The sequence below is a fragment of the Betaproteobacteria bacterium genome (assembly GCA_009693245.1).
In the GTDB taxonomy this organism is placed as follows: domain Bacteria; phylum Pseudomonadota; class Gammaproteobacteria; order Burkholderiales; family SHXO01; genus SHXO01.
In genome coordinates this window covers 1-21,673 of the sequence record SHXO01000012.1, presented here as the reverse complement: position 1 = coordinate 21,673, position 21,673 = coordinate 1, and the positions used below count along the sequence as shown (strand labels likewise).

Here is a 21,673-nt window from a genome sequence, read left to right as displayed (position 1 = left end):
GCAGGAGACCCCACCATGGTTCTATCGGATCTATCCATCAAGCGTCCCGTCCTCGCCACGGTGATGAGTCTGATGATCGTGCTCATCGGCGCGATCTCCTTCGAGCGCTTGGCGGTGCGCGAGTACCCCAAGATCGATCCGCCCACGGTGTCCGTGCGCACGGTGTACAAAGGCGCCACTTCGCAGGTGGTGGAAAGTGTCATCACCCAGCCCATAGAAGACGCGCTTTCAGGCATCGAGGGCATCAAGACCATCAAGTCCAAGAGCAAGGAAGAGGTGAGCGAGATCACCGTCACCTTCGTGACCAAACGCGACGTGGACGCCGCCGCGAGCGACGTGCGCGATCGCGTGGGGCGGGTGAAGGCGCAGCTACCGCGCGCGGTGACCGATCCCGTGGTGAACAAGATCGAAGCCGATGCCTGGCCCATCATGTGGATCGCCATCACCAGCGACCGCCACAGCGCCATGGAATTGACCGACTACGCCGATCGCTACTTGACCGATCCGCTCAAGGCACTGCCCGGCGTTGCCACCGTGGTGATCGGGGGCGAGCGCAAATACTCCATGCGGGTTTGGATCGACCGAGAGCGCCTTGCCGCCCAAGGGCTGACGGCCCAGGACGTGGAAGACGCGCTATTACGGCAAAACCTGGATTCGCCGGGCGGGCGCATCGAGAGCACGGAGCGCGAGTTCACGGTGCTGGCGGAAACGGACCTGAAGAGCGCCGAGCAGTTCAACAACATGATCATCGCCGAAGTGAACGGCTACCCTCTGCGGCTGCGCGACGTGGGGCACGCCGCACCCGGGCCCTACGAGAACCGCAAAGTCGTGCGCATCAAGGGCCAGGAAGCTCTGGGGCTGGGCGTGGTGAAACAGTCCACGGGAAACACCTTGGAAATCGCGCAAGCTGTAAAGGATGTGATTCCGAAGCTCCAGACCACCTTGCCCGAGGGTATGAACCTCAAGGTGGCTGTGGATACCTCTCTTTTCATCCAGTCTTCCATCGCTTCGGTGTTCGAGACGCTGCTGGAAGCCTTGGCCCTGGTGGTTTTGGTGATTTTCTTATTCCTGCGCAGCCCGCGCGCCACGTTGATTCCGGCGGTGACCATACCGGTGTCGCTGACCGGCGCGTTTTTCTTCGTCTACGCGATAGGCTTTTCCATCAACGTGCTCACCCTGCTTGGCATCGTGCTGGCGGTGGGGCTGGTGGTTGATGATGCCATTGTGGTGCTCGAGAACATCCACCGCCATATCGAACGCGGCTTGTCTCCCATACAGGCGGCCCTCAAGGGCACCAAGGAGATTGGCTTCGCGGTGATTGCCATGACCATTACCCTGGCCGCCGTGTTCATGCCGCTGGTGTTCATCACGGGGCGCACGGGCAAGCTTTTCATCGAGTTCGCCATGACGGTTTCGGCGGCGGTGATCGTGTCTGGTTTCGTGGCCTTGACCCTCACGCCCATGATGAGTTCGCGGCTGCTGAAGGGACACGGCGAGCACGGTGCGCTGTACAACGCCACGGAGAGATTCTTCACCGGCATGAATGACCTGTACCGGCGCATGCTGCGCGCCACCCTGAGGGCGAGATGGGCCATGGTCGCGGTCTATGTCGCGGTTATCGCCGGCATGGGCATCTTGTTCTGGTCCTTGAAGGACACCGACGACATCTCCCCGGTGGAAGACCGCGGGATGTTCATGGCCTTCGTCATCGCGCCTGAAGGCTCCACCATGCAGTACACCGACCGCTACATGCGCCAGGTGGAAGCCATGGCTACCTCGATTCCGGAAATTGAAACCATGTTCGCCGTGGTAGCGCCGGGACTGGAGCGCCCGAATCCGGTCAATATCGGCATCGCCTTCTCGGTGCTGTCGCCCTGGGGCGAGCGCGAAAAGAGCCAGATGCAGATCAGCAAGGAGTTGACGCCCAGGCTCTTCGGTGGGCTGCCGGGCGTGCTGTCCTTCACCAAGGATCCGCCATCGCTGGGAGGCAACTTCCTGGACAAGAAATTGAACTTCGTGATCTACGGCACCAGCTACGAGCAGTTGTCTGGCGTGGTAAAGCCAATGATGGCCAAGCTGAGCCAGTACAAGGGTATCACCGGGCTCGATACGGATTTGAAACTCAACAAACCCCAGCTCAAGGTGGACATCGACCGCGACAAGGCTTCGGATCTAGGCATTTCCATGGAAACCATTGGCCATACCTTGGAAACCCTGATGGGGGGCCGCGACGTGACGCGTTACAAGCGCGAGGGCAAGCAGTACGACGTGGTGGTGCAGGTGGAAGACGCCAACCGGCGCCAGCCCTCCGATCTCACCTCCATTTACGTGCGCGGCAAGGACGGATCGCTGCACCAGCTTTCCAATTTGGTGACGGTGCGCGAAGTCGTGGCGCCCAAGGAACTCAACCACTACAACAAGAGCCGGGCCGCCATCATCAATGGCAACGTGGGCGAAGGCTATGCCCTGGGAACGGTTCTCAAGCACGTCGAGGCGGTCGCGGCCGAAGTGTTGCCGCCGGGCACGCGCACCGATCTCGATGGGGAATCGCGCGAACTGCGTGAAACCGGAATAGAAATGTACTTGGTGATGGGGCTGGCCCTATTGTTCATTTACCTCGTGCTGTCCGCGCAGTTCGAGAGTTTCGCCGGTCCGCTCGTCATCATGTTCACGGTGCCGCTCGCCTGGGCGGGCGCCTTGCTGGTGATGAAGATCAATTTGAGCCTCGGAAATGGAGGTACCTTCAACATCTACAGCAAGATCGGCATGGTGATGTTGATCGGCCTCATCACCAAGCACGGCATATTGATCGTGGAGTTTGCCAACCAACTGCGCCGCCAAGGCGCGGAGAAGTTCGGCGCGGTGGTGGAAGCGGCGACCTTGCGGCTCCGTCCCATCCTGATGACCACTGCCGCGATGGTGCTGGGCGCCATCCCTCTCGCCGTGTCCACGGGCGCGGGCGCGGAAGCGCGCCAAGCCATCGGTTGGGTCATCGTCGGCGGGTTGCTGCTGGGAACGTTCTTCACTCTCTTCATCATTCCCACCATGTACACCTTGCTGATGCGCACGGTAAGCGATCCGGAGGATGCGGTGAAGGAACCCCTTAAACCCGCGCTGCCTGGGACACCCGAAGTGCCCATTCCCACTTTGAGCAAGGAAGCGCATTAGCGGGCGGCGCGACCTTCCGGGGCACGGGCGCTCGCTTGCACCTGTGCCCACCATCGCCGCAAATACCTTTCCGCCGGCGCGGGATTGAATATTTGAGGGAGAGAATATTCTTCCTCGCCGGCGCGGCCGTTCCCGCTCAGATCTTTTCGCTCCCACTCCCGCACTAATTTCTCCGCGCGTTGGAAGGCGTCTTGAAACGAGGTGCTGGCGGGCAACGACTCCTTGAAAAAGGCGCGCCCGAAATAAGTGAAGTCGTTTTCGTCGGCGCAGCCGAAGGAGGTCCGGTCGCGGCGCGCGGCGGTCATGATCAAGGTGTGATCGTCCTTGAGGGCATCGATGAAACCGCCGCTGTAGCAAGCCGAAATCAGGATGACTTTCCAGGTAATTCCCGTCTCCTTGAGCATCTGGCCCAGATCCTGGGCGGGCAGGCCGCGCAACTTTATCTTCTCTTGGCCCAGCGAAATCTCGTGTTCCTTCGAACCATGGCTAGTGATGAACAGGAACAATATGTCCTTCTGCCTATCCATGCGTCTGGCGATGCCCTGAAGGGCTTCGCGAATGCTGGTGACCGTGGCCATGGGGTGCGTGGCCACCGTGTTGCGGCTGTTGACCAAGGCAAGCGCGCGGCCCTTGATGCCGAATTGGCGCCCAAATAAATCCGTCACGAAATCCACTTCGCGCCTGAATACTTCCTGCGTGCCTTCACCGGCGACGGAGAGCATGTACAAGTTGATCTTTCCCGCATCCCTCGCCTCGATGGCGCTCAACGCCTTGTCCAGCAGCGCGCGTTGGTTGTAGAGCGCGGCTTCGCTGTTGGCTAGATCTAGTTTTTCGCGCGCCGCATCCTCCAGTTCCCCGTTACGCCAGATGCCGCTATCTTGCGTGCGGCCACCGGGAATTGGCTTGGCGTAAGTGAGCGTGCCTTCGCCGTCGTAGAGGCCATCGGCGAAGCCTCCCCGGTAGACATCTCCGTTGGGAAGGTAAAGGACGCCTTGTCCGTGGAAGAGCCAGTTCTTGAACTCGCCTTCGTAGCGTCCCGCCGCCTTGCCATCCGAGCGGCCCCGGCCGTTGAGTTCTCCGTTGGCGAACTCGCCCTCATAGACGCGGCCCATGGCATCGGTGTGGCGGCCCGGTCCCTCGGGCTGCCAGTTGGCGAAGCGGCCTTCGTGGCGGCCGCCGCCTTTTCGGATGTGAAGGCCCTGGCCGGCGAATTTATCTTTGTCGAATTCTCCCTCGTAAACATCTCCCCGGGCATCCTCATAGCGCCCTTTACCGTGCATGCGTCCTGAGCGGAACTCTCCAGCGTAGGTATCGCCGTCCGAATAGCGCGTGCGGCCCGGGCCTTCCATCAGCCCTTTCTTGAACTGCCCTTCGTAAACATCGCCAGAAGCCAATCGCAAGCGCCCGCGGCCAGAGTACAAACCCTCGGCGAACTCTCCTTCGTAGAAGGCGCCGTTCTCCCATTCGATACGGCCTTGGCCGTGCAGCTTGCCGTTCGCCAATTTGCCGAAGTAGCGGCCACCGTCGGCGGTGAGGGCGCCTGGGTGAGCGCCAGTGCGGGCGGGTGCGGAAATGATCCACGCCGCAAGTGCTCCAACAAAGAGGGCGATGACAACCGTGCGTTTCGTCATGAAGGTTCCATCAATCGATTCTTCGGTTCAATGGCCGCCGAAGAGCATTTATTATGCACACCTATGCTCTGCCTCGACTGCGTCAGCAAATCCGTCCCCGGTGGAAGGCGGCTCATGGATTCCCTAAGTTTCCAGGCGGGCAGGGGAGAATTCATTGCCGTGATGGGCGAATCTGGCGTGGGCAAATCCACGCTGCTCAATCTGGTGGCCGGACTAGACAGGCCAGATTCAGGCCGAATCCTCCTGGACGGCACCGATGTTACCGCGCTCGGCGAGGATGAGATGACCTTGCTCCGGCGAGAAAAAATCGGCTTCGTGTTCCAAGCCTTTCATCTACTACCTTACCTGAGCATTGCGCAAAACGTGGCGTTGCCGCTGCGATTGCTCGGGCATTCCGGCGCCGAGAGTTTGGCGCGCGCTGGGGAAGCGCTGGCTCAAGTGGGCATCGCGCCCGAGCGTGCCTCGGATTCTCCCGCGGTTCTTTCCGGAGGCGAAATGCAGCGTGTGGCCATCGCACGCGCCATCGTGCATCGCCCCGCGCTGATTCTCGCGGACGAACCCACGGGGAATCTGGATCCCGAAACGGCCGTCCGCGTGTTGGACGTCTTGGAGGATTGCGTGCGAAAGGCCGGTATCACCCTGCTTCTGGTCACCCATTCGCAACTGGCGGCGCGGCGGGCCGATAGAGTGATGATGCTCACGGGATCGGGCCTTGTTCCGGCATAGCCCGCCCGCGCAACTCGTTCTCGCAGGAGTGCGCCAAGACCCTTTGCGATTCGCCATCGCGCTACTGGCTATATCTCTCGGGGTGGCCTTGGGTTGCGCCATTCAACTCATCAACCGCCAGGCCAAGAACGAATTCGTGCGCGCCACGCGCGAGCTTTCCGGCGAGGCCCATCTCATCGTGCGCGGCCCCAGGGCGGGATTCTCCGAAGAACTCTACCCCCTGCTCGCAAGCCGGGACGAAGTGGAGTTCGCCAGTCCCGCGCTGGAATTGGAAGTCAAGGTCACAGGGCAGGATGAGCCGCTCAAATTGCTGGCTCTCGATGTTTTCCGCGTATCCCGTGTGCAACCCGCGCTATTGCCCTTGCCTTCGGACGAGACCGATATGCTTGCATCGCTACGCGATGATCGCGTTTTCTTGAGCGCCGCCGCGCGCAAGAGGTGGCCGGGCGGCGAGCTTCGGGTACAAGCTGGTACGAACATCGTCACGCTACGCATCGCTGGTAGCGCCGCTAGCGAAACTCCACTAGCGGTCATGGATATCGGCGCGGCGCAACAGCTATTCGGGCGGCTCGGTGTCATCGACCGAATCGATATGAAGCTACGCGAAGGAGTGAATGCGGAAGCGGCACGCGAAGCGATGCAGCGCCTGATGCCGCCAGGAGTGTACGTGGCAACCGCGCGGAAAACCGAATCCAGCGTGGCCCAGGTCTCTCGCGCCTACCGAGTCAATCTCGGCGTGCTGGCCTTGGTGGCATTGTTCACCGGGGCTTTGCTGGTCTACGCGACTCAATCCATCTCGGTGGAACAACGCTCGGCGCAACATGCGCTGTGGCGCGCGCTCGGCGCCACGCGAGCGCAGATAAGAAATTCCTTGCTGCTGGAAGCCCTGGCCATCGGTTTGCTGGGAGGGGTCGCCGGCGTATTGCTCGGCGCCGCCGCCGCGAACTTGGTACTGCGATGGTCGCAGGGGGATCTGGGTTCCGGTGCGCGGCCGCTGGCCAATGCGCAAATAGAATTTTCCCACGGCATCGCGTTCGCGATGATCCTTTGCGGAATTCTCGCGGCACTTGCCGGAGCCCTGGGGCCTGCGTTGCGGAGCGCGAAGATTTCCGTGGCCGCTGCGTTGAAGGGCCTGCGCGACGAAACTGGTGCATCCATTCGTCCCCTCGCCGGGTGGGCAGCACTCGTCTCGGGAGCAGTCTTGAGTTTTCTGCCTCCCATTGGCGGGCTTCCGGTGTTCGGTTATGCCGCTATCGCCGCCTTATTGCTGGGAACGATCGCCTTGCTCCCGCGTTTGGCGGAATTCTCGTTGCGTTGGGCGAACTTTGGCCTGCCGCTAGGATTATTCTTGCCCGTGGCGCAGTTGCGCGGCTCCTTGCGCCAGGTTTCGCTCAGCCTTGCCGCCACCGTGACCGCCGTGAGCCTCACGGTATCCATGGCCATCATGGTCGCCTCCTTTCGCGATTCCCTGGTGACCTGGCTGGATCGCGTATTGCCCGCGGACCTGTACGTGAGAACAGTCAAGTACAACGATTCGGCGTTTCTTGACCAAGAGTTGCAAGAATCCGTGCGAACCCTCCCAGGTGTGAGGCGCGTGCAGTTTCAACGCAGCCAGCAGATCGCGCTTGAGGCGGGCCGGCCCCGCGTCACGCTCCTCGCGCGCGACACCTGGGGCGCGGATTCGAGGGATGTTCTTCCGGTGGTAGGGAAGGCGCCCGAATCAGGCGAACCACGCGCGCCCGCTCTTTGGGTGAGCGAAGCCGCCGCCGGTCTCTACGGTTTCAAGACGGGTGACTCCCTGTCTCTCCCCATCGGGGAAAAGTTCGTGGCTTTCACGGTTGCTGGCGTATGGCGCGACTACGCGCGCCAGCAAGGCGCGCTCTTGATGGACCGCGGGATTTACGCGCAAATCACAGGCGACCGGCGCGTCAACGAGTTCGCACTATGGCTTGCGCCCGGCGGATCCTTGGAGGCGGTTAGCACGGCTATTCATCGCTTGCCAGGAGGTGGTGCATTGGAGACCGCGTCGCCCGGAGAGCTTCGTGAGATTTCCCTATCCGTGTTCGATCGCACCTTCGCCATCACCTACGCGCTGGAAGCGGTGGCAGTCATCATCGGGTTGGTAGGGTTGTCCAGCAGCGTGGGTGCGCTGGTACTGGCGCGCAAACGCGAGTTCGGCGTGATGCGCCATCTCGGACTCACTCGCTCTCAGATTCGAGGATTGCTTACCGTGGAAGGATCGATGACCACGGGTGTTGGCATTCTCGTAGGGGCCGCCCTGGGATGGGTGATGAGTCTGATCCTTATCCATGTGGTTAACAAACAGTCCTTCCATTGGAGCATGGAGGTACTCATCCCGTGGATGGGCCTCGCGGTCTTTGCACTAAGTTTGTTGGCGCTGGCGACGCTGACGAGCTGGTGGAGTGCACGCAATGCCATGGGCGCCGACGTGGTGCGGGCGGTGAAACATGACTGGTAATAGATCACCGCTGCGCGCCGTCGAGATAATGTCTCTCGTTCGAATTCCCAAAAACAAACGGCGGCCTTGGCCGCCGTTGAGTGTAAAGAATTCCGACAGTGGATTCTAGGTTCTCCGTTTGCGCATAGCACCAAGACCAACCAAGCTTAGGCCCATCAGTGCTAGAGTGGTCGGCTCCGGAACAGATCCCTGAGGTGCGGTACCGCCTAAGCCACCAATGTAGGCCGTGCTGTCTAAAGCGCCGTCACCACGGTCTGCAAGGATAAAGGTCAAGGTATGTTGTTTGGTGATATCCAAGCCTGTGCCGGAAAACAGCATGGGGCCGCCGCTTCCAGGTAGGACTCCATCGAGCTCGGTGCCAGCCCTAAAGGCCATATCCGGATGGTTTATGTTAATGGGCTTGCCGTTGAACACGGCGATGTTAACGCCATCTAGAAACAGGCCGAAGGCATCGATGAAGGGGCTGTTCTGAAATTCCTGAAATTCGTCGGAGCCGAACACTACGTTGAAGAATACTTCTCCGGTGGTGGTCGTGAAGGTCACATCCAGTTGCGTAACGTCAAGATAGTTAGATAGGCCCGATACCTGATTCAGCAATAACTGCTGGGCGGCCGTGGCTGCGGTTGAATAATTGGTAGTATTACCCGTACTCGTGTTAGGGCCGTCGCTATAGTCGTTCACGTTGCCTGAGGAAATGACGATCCCATCGCCGATGTTGTAGGTACCGGAGGCGTTGGTATAAGTACCGCGCGACACAGCGCTGCCCGAAGTGTTTCCGCTCAGCGTGGAGCTGAGCACGGTCAGGCCTGCTCCCCCACTTGTGGCTACCGCATTGCCCAAGTCCGTCGCGTTGGTATTCCCCGTTACCAGGATTGCGTATGCACTTTGACACATCAGTGCTCCAATTATCGCGGGGAATATTGTGGTGTGCTTCAATAATCCGGACTTCATTTTCCTTCTCCTTCAATGTGTTTGATATCGGACCCGCAGACAATCTATATTGCGCCATGGTGTGGATAGTTCCGATAACGCAGTATTTGCGCCATATATATTTTATATCTTACAATCAAGTTCTTATGAGATTAAACAAGGATCTGAGGCGATGGACTGTAAAGGATTCCGACACTGCTTACAGTGATCCTAGACCATAGCCGTAGCGCCATAAATCGCATGCAATGTAACCACTGTGCGATTAGTCATTTCGGCGTTCTGTTTTTACTAGCATCGATCGTCGCTCCGGCGGGTAGCTATGATCAGGTCATCGCACGGCAGCCACTTGGTTTTCCCCAGGATCACGGCGCGCACCCTGCCTTTCGCACCGAATGGTGGTACATCACCGGATGGCTGCGCACCCAGACCGGCGAGGAACTGGGCGTGCAGGTCACTTTCTTTCGGCACCGGCCTCGCGTTCAGGAGAACAATCCCAGCCTGTTCGCTCCCAAGCAACTCATCTTCGCGCATGCGGCGATCGCGCAGGCCAAGCATGGAAGACTTTTCCACGATCAACGAGCGGCACGCGAAGTTCTTGGGCTCGCTTTCGCGAAAGAAGGCGATACGAATGTGGCGCTGGACGGATGGTCGCTGAAGCGTAACGGCTCCCGCTACGCGGCGGCCATCGCCGCGCGTAGCTTCGGTCTTGCGCTGGTTTTCGAGCCACGCCAGCCGGTGCTGTTGCAAGGAGACGGGGGATTCAGCCGCAAAGGCCCGCATCCCAGTCAAGCCAGTTACTACTACAGCTTGCCGCACATGGATGCCAGCGGAACGGTAGTGTTGGAAGGCCGCCGGCTGCAAGTGACGGGTACTGCATGGCTGGACCATGAGTGGTCCAGCGAAATGCTGGCGGAAGAAGCGGTTGGCTGGGATTGGGCTGGAGTGAATCTACACGACGGCAGCGCCCTCATGTTTTTCCGGCTACGAGATAAGGCGGGCAACACCTATTGGGCGGGAGGGAGCCATCGCGATGCGGCGGGGCGTACCAAGATCCTACCTAGGGATGGGGTCGCATTCACTCCCACGCGCCGCTGGCGTTCGCCACGCACCGGCGCGCACTATCCGGTTGCCATGCGCGTAAGGGCGGGTGAGTTCGAGTTGGATCTCGAACCGCTCATGGATGATCAAGAACTCGATGCGCGCGCCAGCACGGGGACGGTGTACTGGGAAGGTGCCGTGCGTGCGAAACGCAACGGACTAGAAATTGGCCTTGGGTATCTGGAGCTGACGGGCTATCACGGACGCGTTCGCTTGTAGCCGCGAACGCAAGCGGGTGTTAGCGTTTCCAGGAGCGGTTCATGGGCGTGCGGGGTGCGGCCGCCTCTTCCTTGTGCCTGAAATTGATACGGCCCTTGGTCAGGTCATAAGGCGACATTTCCAAGGTCACCTTATCGCCCGCCAGGATACGAATGCGGTGCTTCCTGATCTTCCCTGAAGCGTAGGCAATGATGCCCACCCCGTTACTCAGCGTTACCCGGAATTGCGTGTTGGGCAACACCTCGTTCACGAGGCCTTCCATCTCGATGACTTCCTCTTTTGCCACGGTTGCGACCCTTATGATAACTACAGCCGCTCCGCGCGCCTAAATACGGGTGTGCGCGGGCGGATGATGTGATGCTGTATTAGAAACCGGAAACCGGCATTTCCGGTGATGGCATATCAGCCCTTCTTCAGATTGACCGCCGCGATTTTGCCGTTGTCGCCTTTTTCAAGGTCGAAGGACAGCGCGTCATTCTCCTTGAGGGTATCGAGCCCCGAGCGCTCCACGGCTGAGATATGTACGAACACATCCTTGGAACCGTCATCTTGTTGAATGAAGCCGAATCCCTTGGCGCTGTTGAAAAACTTGACTTTACCTGTAGGCATGGTGCTCTCCAAATCGTGCATTGACTCGCGCAGGATTGCGCTGAGCATCTAGCTAGACGATGGGAGAGACCGGAGCGGCACCGAAAGGGTGATCCGCCAGGACGGTCCCAAAGCGAGATCGATGAAGGTATATTGTGGCATTGATTTGTGTTGCAAGGGCGCGGGCTATATTATCTTGCTTTAGGTCACATCTCCCTTTGCCTTCGGGGCAACCTCCACAGGCAATGGGAGGCGGCCATATGCGGATAGGGCCTGTCTATCGGCCAACTCCAGACTCTCACGACCTCCGAAATTCGCGCTGGAAATGACCGGTCTGAAGCTGCAGCGGCCATAGCTCGATGCCGCAAACGCGGCGAGCGATCTCCAAAGCAGACCGCCCCAATTTTGGGACGCCAACCAGCCCGAAAAGCGCATCGAACGGCCGCTGATAACGGAATCGAAGCAGCCAAGAATGAGTCGTGTCACGTGCTCGGCTTCTCGATCTGGAAGAAATGCCCCGCGCCAGGAACGAGGTCAAAGCGATATTCACCGGAGAAGTACTGCGTCTGCTCCGTCATGAGCTCGGCGCGAAGGTCATCGCCGCGGAGTCCGAGCGCCGGAACGTTGATGGGCCGGGTGACTGACCGTTTCCGACCAAGCAAGGCGTGCGATGGATGCTGCCGGAAAGACGAGCCAGTCGCGGGCTGACTACTCGCCGGAGTGAGCGGGAGCGGCCTTTGCGGCCTTTTCGGGTTTCTCCTTCTTCTGCTTCTTCTCCGTGGGGGCAGGCGCTGGTGCCGCCTTCTTCGCGTCCTTTGCCTCGGGGTGCTCTTTGCGTGTGAGGCTAGCGTCGATGGCGGCAATGGCTTTGGCGACAGCCTGATGTTTGGCCTTCAAGTGCTCATAAACCTTGTCTTTCTTGAACTCGTTGGGGGCCATTCCTCGTTTCTCGAGGACGGTTTGACGCGCTTGCAGACGCTCGTCGGACAGCTTCTTCTGATTCTCTCTTGTGGCTCTTGATTGTGACGACATCGTATATCTCCTCGCGAAAGATGTTCGCACAGTATAGGCATTACGCGACAGTCGACCAGGAAATCGGCACAGGTAGGTGTGGGTCGATTTCCGGCAGTCCAGTAACGCACCGCCCAACTAATCTTGCCTTCCATGCGCTGCCCTCCGAGCGCGCAGCGCGAAGTCCGGATGATCGCTGAACACACCATCCAAACCGGTGGCGAGAAAGGCTGCAATTTCGTCTTGCAAGCGGCCTTGCTGGGATGCCTCGCCACCGCTGCGCAGATTGTCTGGCAGGAAATGGTTCTCCGCGCGGAAAGTCCATGCGTGGACCTTGAGCCCCGCGGCATGGGCATTGGCGGCTAGGGGGGTGGCTTCGCCGAGTTGGCGGTTCGGCGCGCGGGGGATCACCAGATTTTTGTTGGCGCCGATGGCGTTCGCGTAGGTGGCGATTTGCCGAAGACCTCCGGGTTTGGTCATTTGCGCGTAGGTAGTGTCCTCGCCGCGCAGCACGCAATCCCAAGGTTTGCCCTGGTCGTCGATGAGTTGCACGAGAGGCAGCTCGGTGAGTTTGCGCAGAGCTTTCAAATTCGCGGTTTCAAAGGATTGAATGAAGGCCCGGCCCTCGCGGCCTGCGTAGCCAAAGCGATGGAGCGTCTCCACCAGCTTGGCTTCCATGGGCAAACCGACGCTCTGAAAGTAGGAAGGGTGCTTGGTTTCCGGATAGACACCCACCTTACCGCCAAGGCTTCCGCGAACTTTGAGGTCGTGCGCGAGCGATAGAATTTCTTCCCATGCGGGGATCTCGAACATGCGGTCGAAACGCGTATTGCCGGGCCGCAGTTGCGGGATGCGCTCCATCGCGCGCAGTTGCTTGAGTTCGGAGAGGGTGAAATCCTCGGTGAACCAGCCGTTCAATTTTTCTCCGTCGATCGTTTTCGTGGTCTTGCGGCTGGCGAAGCGCGGATGTTGCGCGACATCGGTGGTGCCGGAAATTTCATTCTCGTGGCGCGCGACCAACACGCCATCCTTGGTCATGACCAAGTCGGGTTCGATATAGTCGGCCCCCTGTTCGATGGCGACGAAATAGGCGGCCAGCGTATGCTCTGGCAGATAACCGCTGGCGCCGCGATGGGCTATGACGATGGGAGAGGTCATGGGAGAACGCTGTGTTGTTTTCGGCGACACTTTGCCAGGAACCGGTTCCGAAACGCAAGAAGCATTGTTCCTCGCCCCTAGAATGCCACGTATGCCGATACACAGCTTCGTAAAGGAGAATGCCGATGTTTCGATTGACCGGAAACTACATATTCATGGTGCTGGGTGCGATGGCCTTCACGGCATTGCTCATGGTTCACCAGGGCGCGCTGCTCGCGGACGACAGTGTACCGGTGGAGCGAATGGTGAGCGAATACACCGCTCTCGCAGGTTCCAAGGAAAACGCGCAATCGTTGGTGGAAGGGTTGCGCACCGGCCGTGAGGTGAAATTGATCTCGGGTGCGCAAACCGTGACTTTCACGCCTCCCACCAAGACCATGGGTAACGGTAATGTGGATCTTGCGCTGGCCATGGCGAGGATCTCGCTCGCCAAATCGGGAATCGCCGGTCCCACTCCTTCGCAATTGGAAGCGGCGCTCGTGGGTGGGAGCATTACCACTGCTTCGGGAACTCAAACGCTTGCGGGCGTTCTGAGCCTGCGGGCGCAAGGCAAGGGTTGGGGCGTCATCGCGGACTCGCTGGGACTCAAGGTTGGCGAGTTGAAGCGCAGCGACTCCGCGGGGCCCCGGTCGAGTTCGGAAGGGGCCAAGTCTCCCCGGCGCGACAAGACCGCCAGCGCTGATAAAACGACGCGAGTAGAGAAGGCGGAAAGAGCCGCGAGAGTGGAGTGTCCAGAGCGCCCCCAGCGCCCCGATCGTTCCGAGCGCCGCCACTAATTCATTCGCCCATTCATAGGAGACCTCTAATGACGCAAAAACAAATCATCCTGCCGCTGTTGGCAGGCCTTTCGCTGGCTCCGCTTTATTGCGCGGGCCAATCCACGCAAGTGGGTGTTGGCATGGAGTACAGCAGAGGCGACTACGGATAGGTTTCCGATACCAATATCCTCTACATTCCCTTCACCGCCAAGTACGAAACCGGTCCCTGGACCTTTCAAGGTACGCTCCCTTATCTGCGGATAGAAGGTCCCGGCGATGTGATCCCCAATGTAGGCCAAGTGGGCGCGGTGAAAGGAAGGAGGAAAGGAAATCCAGGAACGCCAAGCACTGCCGTGCGCACGACTGAGTCAGGCATGGCGGACGTCGCCGGTGCCGTGACCTATACCTTGCCTTTGCACGGCACGCAGGGCATTAACTTGGATATCACCGGCAAGATCAAATTCGGCACGGCGGACGAGGATAAAGGACTTGGCACGGGCGAGACCGATGTGAGCTTCCAGGCTGAAGCGTACAAGAGTTATACCCCGCAACTCACGTTGTTCGCGGGCCTCGGCCACGCGATACTGGGAGATTCGGAGGCCATCCCGCTAGACAACGTATTCTTCGGCTTTGTGGGGGGTACGTACAAATTCGACGAACGGTTCACCGGCGGATTGTCCTTGAATTAGCGCGAGGCGGCTTCCGCCTTCAGCAAGGAGCAATTCGACCTCACCGCTTCCGTGACTTTTCGCGTTAATCCCAACATGAAGCTGCAAGGCTACGTGCTGAAGGGGATCGCGGAGGGCAGTCCGGACCATGCGATCGGAGCACACGTGGCGTGGAATTTCTAGGCGTCCGCCAGCAATGCGATGACTTGGTCTGGACGGGGTAAAGGCGCCACGGCGCCGTATCCCGTGGTGGCCAGCGCGGCGGCAGCGTTAGCGTAGCGGACCGCTTTCCAATAATCATCGCCGGCAACGAGGCGGGCGAGAAGCGAACCGGAGAAACAGTCCCCGGCGCCCGTGGCATCCACACTGCGCACTTCGTGGCCAGCAATGCGTTGCCGCCGTGTGCCATCGCTGGCGAACACACCCTGGGCACCCAGTTTCAGCGCCACGTGCCTCGCACCCAAGGCATGACACCAGTCCAGAATGGCATCTGGGTCGTTCAATCCGGACAGCGCTTGCGCGTCTTCCAGGCTGGGCAGGAAATAATCAGAGAGCGGGATGGTCGAGCAAATGATGGACTTTGCTCGTTGTATTGGCCATAGACGTAACCGTAGATTCGAGTCAAAGGACACTCCCACGCCACAGGCGCGCGCATGAGCAATGGCGGCGAAGGCGCTGTCACAAGCGCTTGCGCTGATAGCCTGAGTGATGCCAGAAGTATGCAGGATCTTTGCCTTTTCGATCAGATTCAAGGGCAGGTGCTCTGGCCTCATGCGGCTGGCCGCGGACCCCGCGCGCAGATAGCTAAACCGGTGGCCCCCGGCATCGTGGGTGATGAAGTACACGCCCGTGTGAGCATCCGGATCTTGCGTCACCGCGCTGGCGTCCACCCCTTCATCCTTCCAAAGCGCTAAAAACTGCCTTCCGAATTCGTCATCTCCGAGGCGGGTGGTGTAGCCCACGCGCGCCCCTTGGCGCGCGGCCGCGATGGCGGCATTCATGGTGTCTCCGCCAAATCCTTGCAGGTAGCGGCGGTCCTCGCCGGGGAGTTGGCTGAACTCGAAGAGCGGTTCGCCCAGGCAAACGATTTCTGGCGCGCAGGTCATGAGAGCAATGGAATGCCATGAAAAGGAGTCGCCGAATTCTCGCCTCGCGGCGCCCGGCGCGCAAGCGCACAGCCCGCTTGCAGGTCCCGAACTTGTGCTACCTTTACGGCATGGCGTTGAGGCTACTTTTTCTGGCATGCATGCTGGCGGCCGCCAGCCTTGTTGCGCGGGCCCAGGGCACGGTTGCGGATAAGGAGGCATCGCTGCTCGTGGCCGAGACCAACGAAAACGCGCGCAAGCAAGGTATGGTGAGGACTGGGAAGATTCTGTGGAAGTGCTCCAACAAGCGCTGCGTGTCGGCCGCCAAGGATGAACCGGCCAATGTCGTGGCGTGCCAGGCGCTGGCCGAACTGGTAGGGCCCTTGGTTCGCTTTGGCCGCTGGGCTAAGCCCATGCCTTCCTACGATTTGGCGCTTTGTAATGTGCGCGCGCAAATCAAGACCGCGCGCGCGCAACGGGAGCGGGAACAGGCGTTGGCGGCAAAGGCCAGTAAGGATGCGAAAAAAATTACGCGGCCCGGGGGCGAGGCAAGCAAGCCCGCCACGCGCCCAAGCGACTCCATTCCGCCGCTCGTCACCCAGGCAGCCGACGCGCAACCACCGGTCGCGAAGGAGGCTTCGCCAAGCTTCTCGATGCGCGTGACGCACTTGTCGATATTAGGCAAAGGCGTGCTTCAAGAGCGCGCGGCCGCGGTGCCACAGTCACCGTGGTTGGATATCATCGTGGAGCCCCTTGAGATTGCCGGGCGAGGCCGGTTGCGCGAGGAAGTGCGCGGCACCCATCTCACGGTCAAGGTCGAGAAACTAGTGGTGGTCGGAAAATAACAGGAAGAGTTGTGTGACATGAGAATGGCTTTGCCCCTATTGTTTGCGTTGCTCGGCGCGAATGCTAGCGCGGAGGACTTTTCCTTTACCGTGCCCTTCGATGCCACCAACCTTCCTCCCGAAATCCGCTTCATGCGCGTGGCGTGCAGCGTGTGGCAAGGCGGGACGCCCATCGGATCGGGGCAGTATCGCGTGGCGGTGGCCGGCGGCGTGGCGCGAGGCGAAGCCATCGTCACCTTCAACGCCACCAAGGGACAGGATCCGAAGCGCGCCACGCGCTGGACCTGCGGGCTGATCTTCGACGAGGACGAGGCAGGCGAGAAGAGTTTCGCCTTCAGCGATCCGAGCGATAGCTTTCCCACGGTCTCGCGTAGCATCACCGCCCAGGGCGATATTGAAAGATAACAAGGAGGTCAGGATGGCAGCTTATCTATTCGCGGAAGTCAACGTGCACAATCCGCAAGGCTATGAGGAGTACCGCAAGCTGGTGGGTCCCTCCCTACAGAAGTACAACGGAAAATTTCTGGTTCGGGGCGGAAAAGTGGAAGTGGTGGAAGGAAGCTGGAACCCCAAGCGCGTGGTGGTGTGCGAGTTCGAGAACATGGCGAAAGCCCGCGAGTGGTACGACTCGCCCGAGTACGCCAAGGCAATGGAAGTGGCGCTCAAGCACGCAACTCGCAACCTCATTTTCATGGAAGGCATTTGAGATGATTCCCGCCGAAGGAGGGATGGTCCCGCACCTGGGCGTCCCGGAGATGGACCAGACCCACGAAGAATTCGTCAAGCATATCGCGTGGGTGGAGACCGCCCCGGATTCCGAAGTGCTCGCGCGCTTGACCGAGCTGATGACCCACACGGAAGCGCATTTTTCGCAAGAAACAAGGCGGATGGAATCCATGAGTTTTCCACTGCTGGGCTGCCACGGCGTGGAACACGAAGGCGTATTGGAAGTGATGCGCGAAGCCCGGCGGTACGTGGAGGAGGGGAAATTCGAAGTCGGCCGCGTGCTTGCCCGCGAGCTGGGAGTCTGGTTTCAAAACCATGCGGCGACCATGGATGCCATGCTGGCGCAGGCCATGCGAGCGCAAGGCGTGGACGGTTGCGGCGGCGGTGAATGTGTCACCACACAGCATAACGCGCATGGGTGAGGATTATTCTCTGAAGCTTGGCATTCGGGGCACCCAGGAACTGAAGGTGGCCCGCGAGCATTTGGCTTCCAATTTCGGGAGCGGCCTAGTTGACGTGCTTTCCACTCCCACCATGATCGGGTTCATGGAAGGCACCGCATCCGATTCCGTGCAGGCCTTGCTACCCGAGGGACACTCCACCGTCGGCACGAGCGTGGACATCAAGCATCTGGCCGCCACGCCGCCCGGCATGAAAGTGCGTTTCCATTCCGAACTCACCGAAATCGATGGCCGCATGCTGACCTTCAAAGTCTGGGCCGAGGATGAACAAGAGCGCATCGGCGAAGGCATTCACCAACGCGCGGTGATCGACAGGGCGCGCTTCCTGGCGAAGCTAGCGAAGAAGGCCGGGAGCGCGGCGTAACGCTATTGATCTTTTCGTAATTCAGGACAGATTCTTCCTTCACCCTCGTTCCATCTCCCGCCGGGAGAAGGAAGCAAAAAGCCCTTCTACCTCTGGAAGAAGGCCCCACGTCGTTTTTTTCGCCGTAGGCAGTTGTTGGAGGCATTCCGAAATGGCTAAGAAACTTTCCAAGAGAGAATTGGCGAAGCTGGAAGCTGAGCGTGATGTTTGGCAAGAGGTTCTTGATGGTGTGAAGGAGATAAAGGCCGGCGGGGGGAGAAGAACGGTAGTCAAACCCACCTCTGAGGTTGTGCGTGTCCGCATGAAGAGTGGTCTTTCGCAAGCGCAATTTGCTGCGGTGTTGGGTGTGTCGAAGAGAACCATCAGGGGCAGCGCAAACCATCCTGCGCATTGCCGACAAGCATCCAGAGGTGTTACTAGAGGTTGCGGCGTAGCGAGGCTAGGCGCATGCGTTCAGGTCAGAAAAGCCATGGGGTGTCGGGGTGCATGCTGTGGCATTCTTGCCATCAGCCGAACTGTCGCATCGAGGAGACGCCTTACGGCAGCCTTCGGCTGTTTCCATGCGCCCCTCATGCTCGGAGTTCGGCGTCACAACAGCGCGACTCATGAGAACGTACGAGGAAATACGAGGACACAAACCCGGCTTCGTGGTGAGTTATCGCCTCTACTATCCCTCGGAAGGAGGACGAAAGGTTACGTACCAAAATCTTCGGTGTGACTTCGTGTACTTTGCCTTACGCAGTAGAGGAACGTGACAGATTAATAGCGAGGAACAAACCAAAACAACGCCCCATCCCAGCCTTCTCCCGCAAGCAGGTGAAGGAGCCCGCGTCAGATTATGGTCCGGGCTTCGGATGAGGGCGCCGGGACGCCCGTGCGATGCTCCAAGAACTCATCCAACACCCGCGCCGTGTGCGATTGCGCGGCGGCTGCCCTGATGGCCTGTGGAGCGCCTTGCGCCACGATGCGGCCGCCACCATCGCCGCCCTCGGGTCCGAGATCTATGATCCAATCGGCATCGGCCATTACGTCCAGGTTGTGCTCGATCACCACGACGGTGTTGCCGGCGTCCACCAAGCGGTGCAGAACGAGAATCAATTTTTCCACGTCCGCCATGTGCAGGCCCACGGTGGGTTCGTCTAGGACGTAGAGTGTGGATTTTGCGAGAGGCGTGAGGCGTGAGGCGTGAGGCGCGTGGAGGGAGGAGGGAGGAGTGGAAAGGCGTTCCCGCGTCTTGGAAAGTTCGGTCACGAGTTTTATGCGCTGGGCTTCGCCGCCTGAGAGCGTGGGGCTTTGTTGGCCCAGGGTGAGGTATCCCAATCCGACGTCTTGCATCAGACGAAGGGCGTGATGAATACTACCGTGGGCATCGAAGAAATTCACAGCTTCGTCCACGTTCATGAGCAAGACCTCGCCGATGCTTCTTTCCTTGAAGCGCACAGCCAGCGTTTCGGGGGAGAAGCGCATGCCGTGGCAGGCATCGCAGCCCACTTTCACATCAGGCAGGAAGCTCATCTCGATGGTTTTCATGCCCTGGCCTTCGCACTCCTCGCAACGCCCGCCCGCGGTGTTGAAGGAGAAACGCCCGGCGGCGAAACCACGCATGCGTGCATCGGTGGTGCCGGCGAAGAGTTTGCGGATGGTGTCCCAGAAACCGACGTAGGTGGCGGGACACGAGCGCGGGGTCTTGCCGATGGGGGTTTGATCGACTTCGAGCACGCGGGAGATTTGCTCCCAGCCTTCGATGCGCTCGCAACCCAACAATGCCGCACTGGTCTTGGCCTTGCGAACCTCCTCGCTTAGCAGATGCTGAAGGTTGGTGAACAGGATGTCGCGCGCCAGCGTGCTCTTGCCGCTGCCCGACACGCCAGTGATACACACCAGCCGTCCCAAGGGAATGCGCGCATCCACTTGCTTGAGGTTGTGCAAGCGCGCGCCCGCGATGTGCAAGGAGGACGTGTGTTGATCGGTGGCGCGGTAGCCATGCAAGGGATGCCGCAGAGGGTTCGCCAGGAAGCGCCCCGTGAGGGAGTTCGGATTGGCGGTGAGTTGCGCGGCGCTGCCCTGGCCGACTATGGCGCCGCCTTGGCGGCCAGCGCCCGGCCCCAAATCGATGACGTGATCGGCGCGGCGAATGGTGTCTTCGTCGTGTTCCACCACCACCAAGGTGTTGCCCTTGGCTTGCAACTTGGCGAAGGTATCGAGCAGGATGCTGTTGTCCCGCGGGTGCAGGCCGATGGTGGGTTCGTCCAGGATATAGCACACGCCACGCAGATTGGAGCCCAGTTGGGCGGCTAAGCGAATACGCTGCGCTTCGCCGCCCGAGAGAGTTGGAGCCGAGCGGTCGAGGGAGAGATAGGACAATCCCACTTCGCCCAGAAATCCCAAACGAGAGTTCAGTTCGGCGAGTATGTCGCGCGCGATTTCGGCGTCGCGGCCTTCGAAGCGCACGCCGCTGAAAAACGCCGCCAGCTCCGCCACGGGCTTGGCCGACAATTCCGCGATGGATTGGCCATGCATGCGCACGGCCAGCGCGGTGGGATTGAGGCGTTTTCCATCGCAGGCGGAGCACGCCTCATCGACTTCCAGCCAAGTGAGCCAGGAGTCCAGCACATGGTCCTCGGTGCCCTTGCGGCTGCGCTCTTCGTCCCACTGCACATCTTCGAGACTCAGGCCCGTGCCGTAACACGCTTCGCACCAACCGTGTTTGGAGTTGAAGGAGAAGAGCCGCGGGTCGAGTTCCGCGAAGCTGGTGCCGCAACTGGGGCATGCGCGCTTGGTGGAGAACACCGTCTCGATCGCTTGCGCGCCACCTTGCATCAGGCCATCCAACGGCGCGATGACATGCACCATGCCTTTGCCGTGTTCCAACGCGCGAGCCAGTCCGTCGCGTAAAGCGGATTCGTTTCCCGGAGAGACCACGAGGCCGAGCACCGGAAGCTCGATGGAGTGTTCCTTGAAGCGGTCCAAACGCGGCCAAGGAGAAGTGGGCAGGAAGGCGCCATCCACGCGCAGATGCGTGAAGCCTTTCCCCTTCGCCCAGCGGGCCAAGTCTGTGTAGAACCCCTTGCGTGCCACCACCAAAGGCGCCAGCAAACCGATGTGCTGCCCGCGGTAGTCGCGCTGGATGCGCGCCGCGATGGCCTCGAAGCTCTGCGGCTCGATGGCCACGTCGCAGGTAGGGCAATACTGCATGCCCAACTTGACGTAGAGCAAGCGCAGAAAGTGATAGATCTCCGTGAGCGTGGCCACGGTGCTCTTGCGCCCGCCGCGGCTGGTGCGCTGTTCGATGGCCACCGTGGGCGGAATACCGAATATGGCGTCCACGTCGGGACGCGACGCAGGTTGCACGAACTGGCGCGCGTAGGCGTTCAGGGATTCCAAGTAACGGCGTTGCCCTTCGGCGAACAGAAGGTCGAAGGCAAGCGTGCTTTTGCCGCTGCCGGATACGCCGGTGATCACGGTGAAGCGCTCGCGCGGGATATCGACGGAGATGTTCTTCAGGTTGTGCTCGCGCGCGCCGCGAACCTGAATAGAGGGAGGAGGGAGGGGGGAGGAGGGAGGAGCAATGGCGTAGTTGCTTTCCACCTGCCACCTCCCTCCTCCCGCCTCCCCCACGTGGCGGTCCGCCGCGCGCGCATAGTCGCGCAGGGCCTTGCCGGTGTGGGAGGTGGGGTGCAGCGCTACTTCCGTTGGAGTTCCCACGCACACGATCTCGCCGCCGGCGTCGCCCCCTTCGGGGCCGAGGTCGATGAGCC

General features: G+C 60.2%; 19 protein-coding genes and 1 pseudogene. 12 read left to right on the top strand and 8 right to left on the bottom strand.

Features of this window, described 5'->3' with window-relative positions; all coding sequences use genetic code 11:
• The first annotated feature begins 15 nt into the window (after window positions 1–15).
• Window positions 16–3,168 (top strand): efflux RND transporter permease subunit, encoded by a 3,153-nt coding sequence (locus EXR36_03365; protein ID MSQ58693.1) that lies wholly within the window; start codon window positions 16–18, stop codon window positions 3,166–3,168.
• Here EXR36_03365 and EXR36_03360 read toward each other — a convergent pair.
• Window positions 3,165–4,799 carry a peptidase C13 gene (locus EXR36_03360; protein MSQ58692.1) on the bottom strand — a complete coding sequence of 545 codons (1,635 nt, stop codon included), beginning with the start codon at window positions 4,797–4,799 and terminating at the stop codon, window positions 3,165–3,167. The genes EXR36_03365 and EXR36_03360 overlap by 4 nt on opposite strands.
• A 63-nt stretch (window positions 4,800–4,862) precedes the next feature.
• Here EXR36_03360 and EXR36_03355 point away from each other — a divergent pair, with 63 nt between their 5' ends.
• Both EXR36_03355 and EXR36_03350 read left to right on the top strand, forming a co-directional pair.
• Window positions 4,863–5,525 (top strand): ABC transporter ATP-binding protein, encoded by a 663-nt coding sequence (locus EXR36_03355; protein ID MSQ58691.1) that lies wholly within the window; start codon window positions 4,863–4,865, stop codon window positions 5,523–5,525.
• The gene (locus EXR36_03350; GenBank protein MSQ58690.1) at window positions 5,512–8,004 is read left to right on the top strand and encodes an FtsX-like permease family protein; all 2,493 of its coding nucleotides are present in this window, start codon (window positions 5,512–5,514) and stop codon (window positions 8,002–8,004) included. Before EXR36_03355 ends, EXR36_03350 begins: the two co-directional genes overlap by 14 nt.
• 105 nt (window positions 8,005–8,109) lie before the next feature.
• Here the strand turns inward: EXR36_03350 and EXR36_03345 are convergent, their stop codons facing one another.
• Window positions 8,110–8,955: a PEP-CTERM sorting domain-containing protein gene (locus tag EXR36_03345; GenBank protein MSQ58689.1), complete on the bottom strand. Its 846-nt coding sequence runs from the start codon at window positions 8,953–8,955 to the stop codon at window positions 8,110–8,112.
• 219 nt (window positions 8,956–9,174) lie between these two features.
• On the opposite strand from EXR36_03345, the gene EXR36_03340 reads away from it, so the two are divergent.
• Complete coding sequence (locus EXR36_03340) at window positions 9,175–10,251, top strand: carotenoid 1,2-hydratase (protein ID MSQ58688.1); 1,077 nt, start codon at window positions 9,175–9,177, stop codon at window positions 10,249–10,251.
• Between the two features lie 19 nt (window positions 10,252–10,270).
• On the opposite strand, the gene EXR36_03335 is transcribed toward EXR36_03340, so the two are convergent.
• The 4 genes from EXR36_03335 to EXR36_03320 form a co-directional block, all read right to left on the bottom strand.
• Window positions 10,271–10,537, bottom strand: a complete 267-nt coding sequence (locus tag EXR36_03335; protein MSQ58687.1) for a translation initiation factor IF-1 — start codon at window positions 10,535–10,537, stop codon at window positions 10,271–10,273.
• Between the two features lie 116 nt (window positions 10,538–10,653).
• On the bottom strand, window positions 10,654–10,860 hold the full coding sequence (locus EXR36_03330; GenBank protein ID MSQ58686.1) for a cold-shock protein: 207 nt from the start codon (window positions 10,858–10,860) through the stop codon (window positions 10,654–10,656).
• 687 nt (window positions 10,861–11,547) lie between these two features.
• On the bottom strand, window positions 11,548–11,778 hold the full coding sequence (locus tag EXR36_03325; protein ID MSQ58685.1) for a hypothetical protein: 231 nt from the start codon (window positions 11,776–11,778) through the stop codon (window positions 11,548–11,550).
• A 210-nt stretch (window positions 11,779–11,988) separates the two neighbouring features.
• Entirely contained in the window at window positions 11,989–13,008 is a 1,020-nt protein-coding gene (locus EXR36_03320; protein MSQ58684.1) for a glycerophosphodiester phosphodiesterase, read from the bottom strand.
• Window positions 13,009–13,133: 125 nt separating this feature from the next.
• On the opposite strand from EXR36_03320, the gene EXR36_03315 reads away from it, so the two are divergent.
• Both EXR36_03315 and EXR36_03310 read left to right on the top strand, forming a co-directional pair.
• The gene (locus EXR36_03315) at window positions 13,134–13,784 is read left to right on the top strand and encodes a hypothetical protein (GenBank protein ID MSQ58683.1); all 651 of its coding nucleotides are present in this window, start codon (window positions 13,134–13,136) and stop codon (window positions 13,782–13,784) included.
• Window positions 13,785–14,119: 335 nt separating this feature from the next.
• Entirely contained in the window at window positions 14,120–14,455 is a 336-nt protein-coding gene (locus EXR36_03310) for a hypothetical protein (GenBank protein MSQ58682.1), read from the top strand.
• A gap of 158 nt (window positions 14,456–14,613) precedes the next feature.
• On the opposite strand, the gene EXR36_03305 is transcribed toward EXR36_03310, so the two are convergent.
• Window positions 14,614–15,540, bottom strand: coding sequence for a sugar kinase (locus EXR36_03305; protein MSQ58681.1), 927 nt, complete (start codon window positions 15,538–15,540; stop codon window positions 14,614–14,616).
• Window positions 15,541–15,557: 17 nt separating this feature from the next.
• On the opposite strand from EXR36_03305, the gene EXR36_03300 reads away from it, so the two are divergent.
• From EXR36_03300 to EXR36_03275, 6 genes and pseudogenes are all read left to right on the top strand, one after another.
• Window positions 15,558–16,364, top strand: a complete 807-nt coding sequence (locus EXR36_03300) for a hypothetical protein (GenBank protein MSQ58680.1) — start codon at window positions 15,558–15,560, stop codon at window positions 16,362–16,364.
• 18 nt (window positions 16,365–16,382) lie between these two features.
• Window positions 16,383–16,769 (top strand): hypothetical protein, encoded by a 387-nt coding sequence (locus EXR36_03295; protein MSQ58679.1) that lies wholly within the window; start codon window positions 16,383–16,385, stop codon window positions 16,767–16,769.
• Window positions 16,770–16,782: 13 nt separating this feature from the next.
• Complete coding sequence (locus EXR36_03290; protein ID MSQ58678.1) at window positions 16,783–17,070, top strand: DUF1330 domain-containing protein; 288 nt, start codon at window positions 16,783–16,785, stop codon at window positions 17,068–17,070.
• 1 nt (window position 17,071) lies between these two features.
• Window positions 17,072–17,512: a bacteriohemerythrin gene (locus EXR36_03285; protein MSQ58677.1), complete on the top strand. Its 441-nt coding sequence runs from the start codon at window positions 17,072–17,074 to the stop codon at window positions 17,510–17,512.
• Window positions 17,505–17,915 (top strand): thioesterase, encoded by a 411-nt coding sequence (locus tag EXR36_03280; GenBank protein MSQ58676.1) that lies wholly within the window; start codon window positions 17,505–17,507, stop codon window positions 17,913–17,915. The genes EXR36_03285 and EXR36_03280 overlap by 8 nt, the downstream gene beginning before the upstream one ends.
• A gap of 151 nt (window positions 17,916–18,066) precedes the next feature.
• Window positions 18,067–18,349, top strand: a pseudogene (locus EXR36_03275) (transcriptional regulator).
• 397 nt (window positions 18,350–18,746) lie between these two features.
• Here the strand turns inward: EXR36_03275 and uvrA are convergent.
• Window positions 18,747–21,673 (bottom strand): excinuclease ABC subunit A (uvrA, locus tag EXR36_03270; protein ID MSQ58675.1); only part of this gene is annotated, 2,927 nt, incomplete at its 5' end.